12 protein-coding genes are annotated in these 12245 nt (G+C 69.9%); 6 read left to right on the forward strand and 6 right to left on the reverse strand.

What is annotated here, in order from left to right:
* Positions 1-35: 35 nt before the first annotated feature.
* Positions 36-782 (reverse strand): M50 family metallopeptidase, encoded by a 747-nt coding sequence (locus D7147_RS01080; protein ID WP_120673353.1) that lies wholly within the window; start codon positions 780-782, stop codon positions 36-38.
* Between the two features lie 195 nt (positions 783-977).
* Here D7147_RS01080 and D7147_RS01085 point away from each other — a divergent pair, with 195 nt between their 5' ends.
* Positions 978-1733, forward strand: coding sequence for a lysozyme (locus D7147_RS01085; RefSeq protein ID WP_120673354.1), 756 nt, complete (start codon positions 978-980; stop codon positions 1731-1733).
* 84 nt (positions 1734-1817) lie between these two features.
* Here the strand turns inward: D7147_RS01085 and D7147_RS01090 are convergent, their stop codons facing one another.
* Both D7147_RS01090 and D7147_RS01095 read right to left on the reverse strand, forming a co-directional pair.
* Positions 1818-2060, reverse strand: coding sequence for a hypothetical protein (locus D7147_RS01090; RefSeq protein ID WP_120673355.1), 243 nt, complete (start codon positions 2058-2060; stop codon positions 1818-1820).
* Positions 2061-2148: 88 nt separating this feature from the next.
* Entirely contained in the window at positions 2149-4344 is a 2196-nt protein-coding gene (locus D7147_RS01095) for a serine/threonine-protein kinase (RefSeq protein ID WP_120673356.1), read from the reverse strand.
* A 92-nt stretch (positions 4345-4436) separates the two neighbouring features.
* Here D7147_RS01095 and D7147_RS01100 point away from each other — a divergent pair, with 92 nt between their 5' ends.
* From D7147_RS01100 to D7147_RS01125, 5 genes are all read left to right on the forward strand, one after another.
* A complete protein-coding gene (locus D7147_RS01100; protein ID WP_120673927.1) occupies positions 4437-4646 on the forward strand; it encodes an acyl-CoA carboxylase epsilon subunit in 210 nt (69 codons plus the stop codon).
* A 205-nt stretch (positions 4647-4851) separates the two neighbouring features.
* On the forward strand, positions 4852-5310 hold the full coding sequence (locus D7147_RS01105) for a hypothetical protein (protein WP_120673357.1): 459 nt from the start codon (positions 4852-4854) through the stop codon (positions 5308-5310).
* A gap of 1357 nt (positions 5311-6667) precedes the next feature.
* Complete coding sequence (mycP, locus tag D7147_RS01115) at positions 6668-7858, forward strand: type VII secretion-associated serine protease mycosin (protein WP_233562859.1); 1191 nt, start codon at positions 6668-6670, stop codon at positions 7856-7858.
* Between the two features lie 302 nt (positions 7859-8160).
* Positions 8161-8817, forward strand: a complete 657-nt coding sequence (locus D7147_RS01120; RefSeq protein ID WP_120673359.1) for a Maf family protein — start codon at positions 8161-8163, stop codon at positions 8815-8817.
* A 9-nt stretch (positions 8818-8826) separates the two neighbouring features.
* Entirely contained in the window at positions 8827-9480 is a 654-nt protein-coding gene (locus tag D7147_RS01125) for an O-methyltransferase (protein ID WP_120673360.1), read from the forward strand.
* Between the two features lie 158 nt (positions 9481-9638).
* Here the strand turns inward: D7147_RS01125 and D7147_RS01130 are convergent, their stop codons facing one another.
* The 3 genes from D7147_RS01130 to D7147_RS01140 form a co-directional block, all read right to left on the reverse strand.
* Complete coding sequence (locus tag D7147_RS01130) at positions 9639-10394, reverse strand: ABC transporter permease (RefSeq protein WP_120673361.1); 756 nt, start codon at positions 10392-10394, stop codon at positions 9639-9641.
* A 17-nt stretch (positions 10395-10411) separates the two neighbouring features.
* On the reverse strand, positions 10412-11371 hold the full coding sequence (locus D7147_RS01135) for an ATP-binding cassette domain-containing protein (RefSeq protein WP_120673362.1): 960 nt from the start codon (positions 11369-11371) through the stop codon (positions 10412-10414).
* A 160-nt stretch (positions 11372-11531) separates the two neighbouring features.
* A complete protein-coding gene (locus D7147_RS01140) occupies positions 11532-12143 on the reverse strand; it encodes a PadR family transcriptional regulator (protein WP_120673363.1) in 612 nt (203 codons plus the stop codon).
* Positions 12144-12245: the final 102 nt, after the last annotated feature.

Below are 12245 nucleotides of genomic sequence, written 5' to 3' on the forward strand. Positions count from 1 at the left end.
GGTGCCGATCAGGCCCTGCGGCCGGTCGATCCTGGTCAGAGGGTGGGCAGTGGGGTGCCGTCCAGGAGGGGATCGGCCAGCAGGGCGGCGCCCACGGCCAGCACGGCCAGGTTGACCAGGGCGAAGACGGTGACCCAGAAGAACGCCGGGAACGGGGTTAGCCCGGCGAGTTGGTCGGCGTCGGAGGCGGGCATGCGGCCCCGGGAACGCAGCCGTTGCAGCTCGACCACCGGCCGTACGCCGCCGAGCAGCAGGAACCACACCCCGGTGTACGCGAACGCGGCCTGCACCTGCGGCGAGGCGTACCAGGAGACGGCGAGCACCACGCCGCCGCTGACGAGCAGTGAGATCACGCCGAAGGCGTTGCGGATCATCACGAGCATCGCGAGCAGCAGCGCGACGGCCACCCAGAGCAGCAGGGTGATCCGGTTGCCGCCGAGCAGCCAGGCCCCGGCGAGCCCGACCAGCGGCGGGGCGACGTACCCGGCGAGCAGCGTGAGGATCATGCCCGGCCCGGTGGGACGGCCGGCGGAGAGGGTCAGCCCCGAGGTGTCCGAGTGCAGCCGGATGCCGCGCAGTTTGCGGCCGGTGAGCAGGGCGATCAGCGCGTGACCGCCCTCGTGGGCGATGGTGATCGCGTTGCGGGCGACCCGCCACGGGAGCCGGGTGGAGACCACCACCAGCGCGGCGAGACCGGTCAGCACGACCAGCAGCGGCGGCGGGTCGGGCTGTGCACCGAACAGCCGGTCCCAGAGGTCGGTCAGCCCGTCGAACGACACCATGGGGCGCGAGCCTACCGGCCCGGGGCACCGGAGATCACCTCCGTCACGCATGGTCGCGTACCGAGCACGTCACGTGCTGGCTGCCGGGCGCCGTAGCACCGCCGCTGAAAGTTTCTTTTGCCCCCCTTGCGATCTTGGGTGATTAGCTCCAAAGATTTCCATCAATAGATATGCCCCCGCTTCCTGGAGGTATCCATGTCCCGCACCGGATCACCGCTGCGTCGTCTGCTCGCAGCCGGCCTCACCGTCCTCGCCACCGCGGCCGCGACGCTCGTCGCCACCACCGGCCCGGCCGCCGCCGCCACCGTTCCCGGCATCGACGTCTCCCACTACCAGGGCGTCATCAACTGGACCAGCGTCCGCAACGCGGGCATCCAGTTCGCCTTCATCAAGGCCACCGAGGGCACGAGCTACAAGGACCCACGCTTCAACACCAACTACGTGGCCGCCTACAACGCGGGCGTCATCCGCGGGGCGTACCACTTCGCCCGCCCCAACATCTCCTCCGGCGCCGTCCAGGCCAACTACCTGGCCTCCAACGGCGGCGCCTGGTCGGCCGACAGCCGCACCCTCCCCGCAGCCCTGGACCTGGAGGCCAACCCGTACAGCGGCGGCTACTGCTACGGCCTCAGCACCACCGGGATGCGCAACTGGGTGCAGGACTTCCTCAACACCTACCGCTCACGCACCGGCCGCTACGCCGTCATCTACACCACCACCAGCTGGTGGAACCAGTGCACGGGCAGCTGGAGCGGGCCGTGGGGCAACCACCCGCTCTGGATCGCCCGCTGGGCCAGCGCGCCCGGCACCCTGCCGGCCGGCGCCCCGGTCTGGAGCTTCTGGCAGTACACCAGCACCGGCAGCGTCGCCGGCATCAGCGGCAACGTCGACCGCAACTACTGGAACGGCGACCGCTCACGCCTGATCGCGCTGGCGAACAACACCCCGTGAACGGGCAGGTGGCGGCAGCGGGATCGGCTGTCACCGTACGGTCGACAACCGGTCCGGCTGCCGCCACGGCCACCTGCGTGTACGTCAGACCCGCCGCCGGTAACGGACCGGCACCGCGACCCGGGCGGGCATCGTCCCCTCCCGGACCAGCGCGGCCCGTCGGGCCACCAGCCAGGCACCCACCCCGGCGACGGTGACGGCAACGACGCTGACCAGCGCGACGAGCGCCGGAATCCCGAGACCGGCCAGGAGCAGGACCGCGTCGCCGAACGCCACGAGCATCCACAGTGCCACCCGCGGCCGGGCGTCCCTCCGTCGGTAACCCATGTCGTACCTCCTTCCGTCGTCAAGGTCCAGTTACCCCGGACGGCGGAAGGTCATGCGAGGAAGACTCGCACCGGTGCGACTCGCGTGGTCAGTCCTGCCGGTCCGGCACGAACTCGCGGAAGATCATTTCGAAGTTGGGCAGGCTGGCGTTCCAGTCCTTCTGCGCGACCTCGAAGCGGAGGGCGAAGCCCCGGTTGTGCGCGGTCACGAAGCCCCGGTTCCGGACGTGGATCCGGGTGCCGTCGCGGGTCTCCAGCCAGTCCCAGTCCGCGCAGGTCCGCCATCGGCAGTCGATGGATTCCAGGCTGAGCTTCTCGTAGTTGTTCACCAGCCGCTTCCGGGCCGGCTCGATGTCCTGCCAGGCCTTCTTAGCGTTCGACCCCGGAGTGTTAGTCCGGTCGATCGTCAGCTCCCCGACGCCGTTCGGGTCCGCGTACCGCACCCAGGTTTCGCCGGCGCTGCGGGTCCACCCCTTCGGAATCGGCAGTGAGAAGCCGACCGGATCCTTGCGCAACGACCACCCGGCCGGAATGCCGCTGCTCGGGGAGGTGCTCGGGGAAAGGCTGGCGCTCGGCGTCACGCTCGGCGCGGCGCTGGTCGGCGGCGGTGAGGCGGGCGCGGAGCCCGGCGGCGCGGAGACGGAGCCGACGCTCGACCCGGCCGTCGGACGGCCATCGTCCTCGGGGTCGTCGCCACTGGTCAAGAGCGGCACGGCCACCGCGAGGCCGACCAGAAGCACGGCCACCAGCACGCCGACCAGCAGGTTGCGTCGCTTCCGATCGTCCGGCGTGCCGCCGGTCGCCGGGATCGGCGCACGCCCGGTCGGCCCGGCCGGTGGGCTCACCGGCAACACCGACGTCGGATTGGCCGGCCGGCGCGGCGCGGCGACGGGTCGCTCGGTCCGCCGACCGTCGGCCGGCTTCGACTCCTCGACCGATGACCCGGAGCCGCCGGCCTTCGTGTCGGGCCGGCTCTGCGCGGAGGTGGCCGGACGCTCCATCTTGGCGGTGCGGTCGGCGTCGAGCGTCGACCGGTCGACCTTCGCCGTCGGCGCATCGTCAGTCGTCGCGCGGTCGGCCTTGGCCGTCGGCGCGTCGTCTGCGGTCGATCGGTCGACAGTCGTCGTCGGCTCGGCGTCCCCGGCCGGAAGGTCGATCTTCGCGGTCGGGTCGGCGCTCACGACGGGCGTCGGCCGGTCGACATTCGTCGTGGGCTCCGCGTCCACGGTGGACCGCTCGACCTTCGCGGTCGGGGCGGCGTCGGCGCCGGCAGGAACCTTCGCGGTGGCCTCCGCCGCCGGCCCCGCCAGAGCCGCCGCCGACGGCGCGCGAGGCGCCGGTGGGGCGACCGGCGGCTCGGCCGGCTCGGCCGGGCGCGGGGCCGGCACCACGGTCGGGCGCGGCAGTCGCGGGCCGTTCGGCCCCGGCCTGCGTACGCCGTCGAGCAGCGAGATTCCCCGCGCCCGCCGCCCGTTGGCGCGACGCAGCATCCGCTCCGCCGTCTCCGCGTCGATCCGCTCCCGCGGGTCCTTGCGCAGCAGCCCCTGCAACACCGGCTTCAGCGGGCCGGCGTTCTTCGGCGGCGGCAACGGCTCGGTGGCCAGCGCCGCGAGCGTCGCGATCGCCGACGGCCGCGCGTACGGTGACTTCCCCTCGACCGCCGCGTAGAGGGTGGCGCCCAGCGACCAGAGGTCGGCCTCCGGCCCGGCGGTGCCGTCGTGGGCCCGCTCCGGCGCGATGTACGCGGGCGAGCCGAGCACCATGCCGGTGCGGGTGACGTTCGGGTCACCCGGGATGGTGGCGAGACCGAAATCGGTCAGCACCACCCGACCGTCGTTGCCGAGGAGCACGTTGCCCGGCTTGACGTCACGGTGCATCACCCCGGCCTTGTGCGCGGACTTCAGCGCGCCGAGCACACCGAGACCGATCTCGATCGCGCGGGCCGACGGCACCGGGCCGGACTCGGCAAGAGTGTCCTGCAACGACCTCGACGCGACGTACTCCATGACGATCCACGGGTCACCGTCGGTACGCAGCACGTCGAAGATACGGACGACGTTGATGTGGTTGAGCCGGGCGATGGCCCGGGCCTCCCGCAGCGAGCGTTCCCGCATCTCACGACGCTCGTCATCGGTGAGGCTGGGCGGCGGGACCAGCTCCTTGATGGCCACGTCGCGGTGCAGCACCTCGTCACGCGCCTTCCACACCCGACCCATGCCACCCTGACCGAGCGGCGAAAGCAGCCGGTACCGGTCAGCGACGAGTTGGGGAAGCGCGTTCGACATCGCTGAGACGGTACCCGGCCACGCTGACAGCCACACCGGCGGCACGCCACGTTGCGGTGAAGCTCCGGAAGCTCGGCGCGTACCCTGACCTCATGTCTGCCGAAGAGCCGCTGCTCCGGGTCGTCCGCGGGGTTCCGACCGCCGAGGAGCTGGCCGCGCTGGTGGGCGCGGTCGTCAGCCGGTCGCGTCCGGCCGCCGCGCCCGCCCCCGCCGCCGCCTCCGCCTGGGCGCGCAGCGGACGGCCGGCCGCCGGCGTCACCGCCGGCCCCGGGGCCTGGCGCGCCTCCGGCCTGCCCAGCTGATCCCTGGCAGGCGCTCACCGTTCCCCCCGCTCGCCCGGCACTGTTCTTATTAGGGGCTGCCGCAATCATGTCTTCATGGGCCTCATGTCCTTATGAGGCATTGCCGCAATCGCGGGGCTGCCTGGGGGCTTGTGGGGCTGCCTGGGGGGCCGTCAGCCGTTAACCTCACTCAGGGACACGGCGTCGTGACGGTATGGGAGGGTCGATGATCCCTGGAGAGGACCGCCCGCCGGCCTGGCTGAGCGGCTACGGTTCGATCGACGCCGACATCCGCCAACTGCGAGAGTTCGCCGACCGGCTCACCGCCGAGGTCGAGCGCAACTACGCGCCGCACCTGCCGCGCATCGCCGAGGACGTGACCGCGCCGCTGCCCAACCCCTGCGACGCGTTCATCGAGCTGGTGCACTTCCTGCAGGCCCACCACGAGACCCAGCAGGCCAGCGTCGACATGGTCTGGGGCGTCTGCGGCGCCACCGGCCACCTCGCCGCCGCGGCGGGCACGGTCGCCGACCGGTACGCCGGCGCCGACGCCTTCTCCGCGGCGAGGGTCGCGGACGTCGAGCACGCGCTCGCCAACCCCCGCGCCGTCGGGGCCGCCGGACCGCCATCGGTGCTGCTGGGAGACCCGACCGGTCCGGAGAACGGCCCGGCGGTGAACAGATGATCGAACGAGGCAGCGGCCGCACGTCCAGCCTCACCGACTGGCACCGGATGGACGTGAACAGCATGTGGGCCTGCCTGCAGGACCACGACACCGCCAACCACTGGAAGCAGGTCGCCGGCTGGCGCAAGATCTGCGACCTGGCGCAGGCCCACCTCAGCCGGCTCCAGGAGTACCGACGGGGTCTCGCCGCAGCATGGCCGCCGGCCAGCAACACGGCCGCCCTCGCGTACCTCAGCCAGCTCGACGAGCTGATCGACAAGGTGCGCCGTACCCACGACGCCGCCGCCACGAACTACACCGCGCTCGCCGCCGCCACCCAGGCCATCGGCGGCACCCGCACCAGACTTCAGAAGATCCACGAGGAGTACGCGGCCAAACTCCAGCAGAAGCGGGCGTACGAGGCGACGGCCGCCGACCCGAAGGCAGCCATGGGCAGCCGCGTGACGGATCGGCCGGTCACCGACGCCGACCTTGAGCAGCTGAACGTCCAGGCGCGCGGCATCATGTACGGCCTCAGCACCGAGCTCCAACAAGCCCAAGCAGCGCTACGCCAGCCGCCAGTGCCAACGAGGCCGCCGAGGCAATCAGACAATCCCGATGTTTATGGCTCAATTCCCACGCCAGCGATTCCGCCCATCGTTCCGGTGCCTGTACGGCCGCCCGCACTCACAAAGCCAGTTCCCCCCAGCAGAGGAACCGTTCGGCCAACCGCGACCCCACCGTCACTGAGCGGGCCCGTGCTAGGCGCCGCCGACAGGTCGACGATTCCTCCGGCCAAAATAGGTACGCCTACAACACCACCTCCGGTTGATCCCAATTCACTCCCGAGCCTGCCTTCAGGAACGCCATCCCGGCCCAGCATTCGAAACGGGTTGGGGCTACCCCCGAACGCTTCGGGCAAGCTCAGCATGAGCGACCGCAATCTTCCACCAGCTACGAGTTCATCGACTCAACCCCGTGCAACGCCGTTCGGCGGCCTGATCGGCAATCCTCCAGGGTCGGGCGTCGGAAATCGAACCTCAAACGACTCTCAGGCGGGTCGAGCCAATCCCATTGGCGGAGTAATAGGGGGAGGCGGAGCCGGTACGGCACCCGCCGGTGGAGCCGGCTCACGCCCCGGCGGGGGCCGAGGCTTCGGCACACCGTCATTCGGTGCCGCAACGAATCCAGCCCCGGGCACCTTTTCAAGCAGGGGCGAGGTGTCGCACAGGACAACGCCTTGGGGTTCCGATGCGGACAAAGCAAGGAGGTGGGATCCGACCAACCCGTGGCAAGTTGACAGAGGCGTCGACCCCGTAGTGCTACCTCCCGGCGAGGATGGTCCAACTGATCCCGGACCGGCAATCGGGCTAGACCGGTGATCTTTCAGACGACCATCTGGATAGTCGCACTGCTCGCTACGTCCGCTACTGCCCCCTGCTCGTCTGCGTACTCGGCGACGACTCTAAACCGAGTCGAACCGATACAGGAGGGCGTCGATCAAATCAGAGACGACCAGTGGCATCTGCAATTCCTAAATATTGCTGGCGCCCACCGATTGTCACTTGGAGAGGACGTCTTAGTTGCGGTACCCGACACTGGAGTAGACCAACATCCCGACCTACGGAACAATTTGCTTCCGGGCATCGACATCATTCCAGGAGGCTCCGGGGACGGGCGAAGCGACAGGGACAGTCACGGCACATCAATGGCAGGCCTAGTCGCGGCGCACGGCCGAGGCGAGAACCAAGGCGCACTTGGCATTGCACCACGAGCTAAAATCGTTCCTATCTTCGACTCACCCCCTCACGGCGAAGGCGACTCGACAGCTTTAGCTCAGGCCATTGACTTTGCAGTGGAGCGAGGCGTCGACGTCATCAGCATTTCGAGTTCTGGTAATGCCACCCCACAGCTCGAACGAGCCGTCCGCACTGCAATGGCGGCGGACATAGCCATCGTTGCAGCAGCAGGAAATAAGCCCGGAGACAGGAGAGTTGCATATCCCGCATCCGAGGAAGGCGTTATAGCCGTAGGCGGCATCACACGGTCCGGAACTTACTCTGAGCTCTCAGTAAGTGGGCCTGAAATCGACCTGGTCGCACCTGCGGTGGATATCTATAGCACCAGCTACGGCGGGAAGTACTCGAAGGGGACCGGCACTTCGGGTGCCACCGCAATCGTTGCGGGGGCTGTGGCGTTGATTCGGTCGAAGTACCCGTACCTGCCGGCGCGGGAGGTCGTGCATCGACTCACTGCGACCGCCATCGACAAGGGCCCGCCTGGGCGGGACGACGAGTACGGCTACGGAGTGATCGACATCGTTGCGGCGTTGACTGCTGACGTACCGCCGCTGGGGTTCGGATCGGCGACGGCGAGCGCACCGGCCGGCGGTGGCCCGCGCACGACGGCGGCCGCCGAGCCTCCCGGCGACGGTCTCGGTAGCGACAACGCGGCCACGGTCCGCGGGCTGGCCACGCTCGGTGTGATCGTGGCGGCCGCTGTGACGTGGGCGGTGATCGTGCGTCGACGCAGGCGCGGGGACGATCCGCCGCCGCGGATCAGCCGCTGACGAGCCCCGACGCGAGGTTCCGGTTGCAACGGTGCCTGGTTGCGGCCCGGCCGCGAGTTGGTCAACTCGTCTTCCTTGAAGTCGGGGCCTCCCACGCCACTTGATACCCCGACTTCAAGGAAGACGAGTTGATCTGCGAGTTGATCTCCGGGGGCGGGAGGGGGCGCCGGGTCGGGGACAGGGCCGGCGGGAGGGGGCGCCGGGTCGGGGACAGGGCCGGTGGGACGGGGTGCCGGGTCGGAGGCGGCGTTGGGGGGTGCCGCACGGCCCGTGGCAGGGGCTGAGCCGGTAACGTCGGCGGGGTGCCTGATCAGCTGCCGCTCCGCCTCGTACTCGCCTCCGCGAGTCCCGCCCGCCGCAAGATCCTGCAAGCCGCCGGTATCGAGCCGGACGTACTGGTCAGCGGCGTCGACGAATCTCTGGTGGTGACAGACCGGGCCGACGAGCTCTGCCTGGAGTTGGCCCGGCTGAAGGCGCAGGCGGTGCTCACCCGGCTGCGGCCGGCCACCGAGGAGCGCACCCTGGTGATCGGCTGCGACTCGGTGCTCGAGTTCGACGGTGAGATCTTCGGAAAGCCGGCCGATGCCGCCGACGCCGCGCAGCGCTGGCGGCGGATGCGTGGACGCAGCGGGGTGCTGCACAGTGGGCACTGCCTGATCGACGTGACGGCGGTGCGGCGCGCCGAGGCGGTCGCCTCCACGGTCGTCCACTTCGCCGACATCAGCGACGAGGAGATCCAGACGTACGTCGCCACCGGTGAACCGCTCGCTGTGGCCGGGGCCTTCACGATCGACGGGTTGGGCGGGCCGTTCGTGCAGCGGATCGACGGTGACCCGAGTACGGTCATCGGGCTCTCCCTGCCGCTGCTGCGCAAGCTCCTCGCCGACCTCGACCTGCGGATCACCGATCTGTGGACGAAGGTCTCGCCGGGCGGCCAGTCGGTCGAGCCGCTCGGTTAGCGTGCCACCATGACCACCAAGTCGATTCCGCTGACGGACGAGCTGCACGCGTACCTCGTCGGGCACGGATCCCCGCCCGACGAGATCATCCGCGACCTCGCGGAGGAGACCCTAACGGTGCTGCCGGACGAGGCGACCATGCAGGTCGCGCCGGAGCAGGCCGCGTTCCTGACCTTCCTCACCCGGATCCTCGGGGCGCGGCAGGCGGTGGAGGTGGGCACGTTCACCGGGCTCTCCTCGCTGGCGATCGCCCGGGGCCTGGCCGAGGGCGGACGGCTCACCTGCTTCGACATCTCCGAGGAGTACACCGGGATCGCCCGCCGCTACTGGGCACGGGCCGGGGTGGACGACCGGATCGAGCTGCGCATCGGCCCGGCCGGAGACACTCTGCGCGAGCTGCCGCACGAGCGGTACCTCGACTTCGCGTTCATCGACGCGGACAAGACGGGTTACCCGATCTACTGGGCCGAGCTGGTGCCACGGATGCGGCCCGGGGGCGTCATCGCCGTGGACAACGTGCTGCGCGGCGGTGCGGTGATCGCCCCACGGAACGAGAGCGACCGGGCCATCGCCGCCTTCAACGACGAGGTGCTCGCCGACGTCCGGGTGGACGCGGTGATGCTGCCGATCGCCGACGGACTCACCCTGGCCCGGGTGCACTGACGGCGCCAGCCTGATCGACTCCGGTTCATTGATGTCGGGGTGTCGAACCGCGTTCGACACCCCGACATCAATGAAGGCGAGTGGATCAAGCGAGCCACCACCGCGAGCGAGCCACCACCGCGAGCCGCGAGCAAGCGACCGCGAGCCGGCCAGTGATTTCAGCGGACGCTGCGGGCGAACTGCCTTGCCGCCCAGTAGACGCCGAGCACGGCGAGTACGGCGATGATGCTCAGCCCCTGCCAGACCCGGTCGTTGCCCAGGTCGCCGGCGAAGAGGGCTCGGGTGCCGTCGACCGCCCACGAGAACGGGTTCCAGTCGGCGACGCCCTGCAACCAGCCAGGCGCGAAGCTGAGCGGCAGGAGGATGCCGGAGAGCAGGAGCACCGGCTGGGCGACGGTGTTCATCAGTGGGGCCAGCGCGTCCTCGCTCTTGACCTTCAGCGCGACGCCGTACGAGACGGCCGAGGTCATCAGCGCGATCAGCGCGAGCATCAGGTACGCGAGCAGCAGGTCTCCCAGGACGACCCGCAGGTCGAACGCGAGGGCGAGCAGCGTGATGATGATCGCCTGCACGATCAGCGAGACGACGTCGCGCAGGGAGCGCCCGAGCAGCAGGGCGAGCCGGCTGACCGGGGTGACCCGGGACCGCTCGATCACCCCGGCGCGCAGCTCGGCGATCAGACCGAAGCCCTGGAAGAGGCCACCGAAGATGGCCAGCAGCACCAGCAGGCCGGGTACGAAGATCTTGTAGGCCTCGGCCTGGGTCGGCGCGTTCAGTGCGGGCTTGAGCAGCGGGGCGAACAGGAGGAGGTACATCACCGGCTGGAAGACGCCGACGAAGACCCAGACCGGGTTACGGACGAGCAGCTGGAACTGGCGTTGGAAGATGAGCCAGGTGTCGCGGGCGAGTTTCATGATCGATCTCCGGTTCGTCAGGACTCGCGCAGCGAGCGGCCGGTCTTGGTGAGGAAGACGTCGTCCAGGCTGGGGCGGTGCAGCTCGATCGAGGAGAGCGCGAGGCCGGCGTGGTCCAGTCGGCGCAGGATCTGCGGGATCGCCGTGGCACCCTCGTCGACGTACAGTCGCAGGCCGCCGTCGTCGCCGGTCTCCAGCTTCCGGACGTACGCCTCGCCGTCGAGCGCCTTCGCGGCCTGCGGGGTGTCGGCGGCGTCGAGGCCGACCTGGACGACCTCGCCGGAGATCTCCCGCTTGAGGTCGGCCGGCGTGCCCTCGGCGACCAGCTGACCGTGATCCATGATCGCGATCCGGTCGCAGAGCGCGTCGGCCTCGTCCAGGTAGTGGGTGGTGATGAAGACCGTCATCCCCTCGGTACGCAGCCGGCGGATCTCGTCCCACATGTGTGCGCGGCTCTGCGGGTCGAGCCCGGTGGTGGGCTCGTCCAGGAAGACGATCTTCGGCTCGTGGATGATGCCGAGGGCGATCTCCACCCGCCGCCGCTGACCGCCGGAGTAGGTCTTGCACTTGCGGTCGGCGAACTCGGCGAGTTGGAAGGCGTCGAGGGCGCGGACGGCCCGCTGGTGCGCCTCGGTCTTGCCGATCCCGTAGAGCCGGGCCTGGAGCACCAGCTCCTCGCGGGCGGTCGACTCGTCCCAGGTGCTGCCGCCCTGGGCCACGTAGCCGATCCGGCGGCGCACCTCGCCCGGCGCCTTGCGCAGGTCGGCGCCCGCGATGATCGCCTCCCCGTCGTCCGGCTCGATCAACGTGGCGAGCATCCGCAGCGTGGTCGTCTTGCCGGCGCCGTTGGGGCCGAGGAAGCCGAAGATCTCGCCCTCGGCGACGGTCAGGTCGACCCCCCGTACCGCTTCGACGGTCTTCGTCTCCCGCCCGGCACGGGAGCGGAAGGACTTGCGTAATCCCCTGGTCTCGATCATGCGGGCTCCTGGTCGTCCGGGCCGGTATTCCCGGCCACGGGTCGGCGGGGAAGGCAGCGCGGTCGCCGGCCGCCGAGCCGCGGCGGGCAGCGTGGGACGGCGCACTTCCCCGTACGTCGCGAAGAGGCTAACGCGATATAGCTTTTCTGGTCAACGTTGATTATTCAGATGAGGACGGATGCTCCGGCAGTCGCTGCTCCCACCCGGACCAACCCTCCGCCTGTTCCAGCCCAGCAGGCAGGTACGACACTCCGGAATCGATACGTTCCGCGATGCGCTCGCACCACGCGATCTCCGCCTCCGCCCGGGCCGTCCAGAGCTCGAACATCCAACCCACGTGGACCGGCTTGGTGTCGCGCAGCCAGTCCGACTCCAGCGAGGTCCGCATCCACGCCATGCCGGCCCGCAGCAGGTTCGCCCGGTTCCGCAGCGCGGCCGCCGCCTCCTCGCGCGGCAGCGCCGGCAGGAACGAGAAGGCCGCCGTGAACGGGTCGGCCGGCTCGTTCAACTGCCACCAGAGGCCGCGCAGCAGCGACTCGAACTCGTCCTGCCCCTTCTCGGTGATCTCGTACGTCGTGCGGGCCGGGCGTCCGCCGACCTGCTCGGTCGCGACCGCCCGCAGCAGCCCCTCCTCGGTCAGCTTGCGCAGGGCGTGATAGATCGAGCCGGGCTGTACGTTGGCCCACTTGTCGGCGCTCCAGCTGAGCAGCTCGCGCCGCACGTCGTAGCCGTGCACGGGCTGCATCCAGCGGACCAGACCGAGAATCATCATTCGGGTGGCAGACACGGCACAAGCGTATTAGGCAAATTTGACTAGAGCGCGATGTGACCGTGCCCCAACCCACACTGAGCGATCGTTAGGGCCCGACCGGGT

This window comes from Micromonospora musae, assembly GCF_003626545.1.
In the GTDB taxonomy this organism is placed as follows: domain Bacteria; phylum Actinomycetota; class Actinomycetes; order Mycobacteriales; family Micromonosporaceae; genus Micromonospora; species Micromonospora musae.

Coding starts and splice junctions, on each gene's coding strand:
- D7147_RS01080 (WP_120673353.1), bottom strand. CDS start 782: ATGGTGTCGTTCGACGGGCTGACCGACCTCTGGGACCGGCTGTTCGGT.
- D7147_RS01085 (WP_120673354.1), top strand. CDS start 978: ATGTCCCGCACCGGATCACCGCTGCGTCGTCTGCTCGCAGCCGGCCTC.
- D7147_RS01090 (WP_120673355.1), bottom strand. CDS start 2,060: ATGGGTTACCGACGGAGGGACGCCCGGCCGCGGGTGGCACTGTGGATG.
- D7147_RS01095 (WP_120673356.1), bottom strand. CDS start 4,344: ATGTCGAACGCGCTTCCCCAACTCGTCGCTGACCGGTACCGGCTGCTT.
- D7147_RS01100 (WP_120673927.1), top strand. CDS start 4,437: ATGTCTGCCGAAGAGCCGCTGCTCCGGGTCGTCCGCGGGGTTCCGACC.
- D7147_RS01105 (WP_120673357.1), top strand. CDS start 4,852: ATGATCCCTGGAGAGGACCGCCCGCCGGCCTGGCTGAGCGGCTACGGT.
- D7147_RS01125 (WP_120673360.1), top strand. CDS start 8,827: ATGACCACCAAGTCGATTCCGCTGACGGACGAGCTGCACGCGTACCTC.
- D7147_RS01130 (WP_120673361.1), bottom strand. CDS start 10,394: ATGAAACTCGCCCGCGACACCTGGCTCATCTTCCAACGCCAGTTCCAG.
- D7147_RS01135 (WP_120673362.1), bottom strand. CDS start 11,371: ATGATCGAGACCAGGGGATTACGCAAGTCCTTCCGCTCCCGTGCCGGG.
- D7147_RS01140 (WP_120673363.1), bottom strand. CDS start 12,143: ATGATGATTCTCGGTCTGGTCCGCTGGATGCAGCCCGTGCACGGCTAC.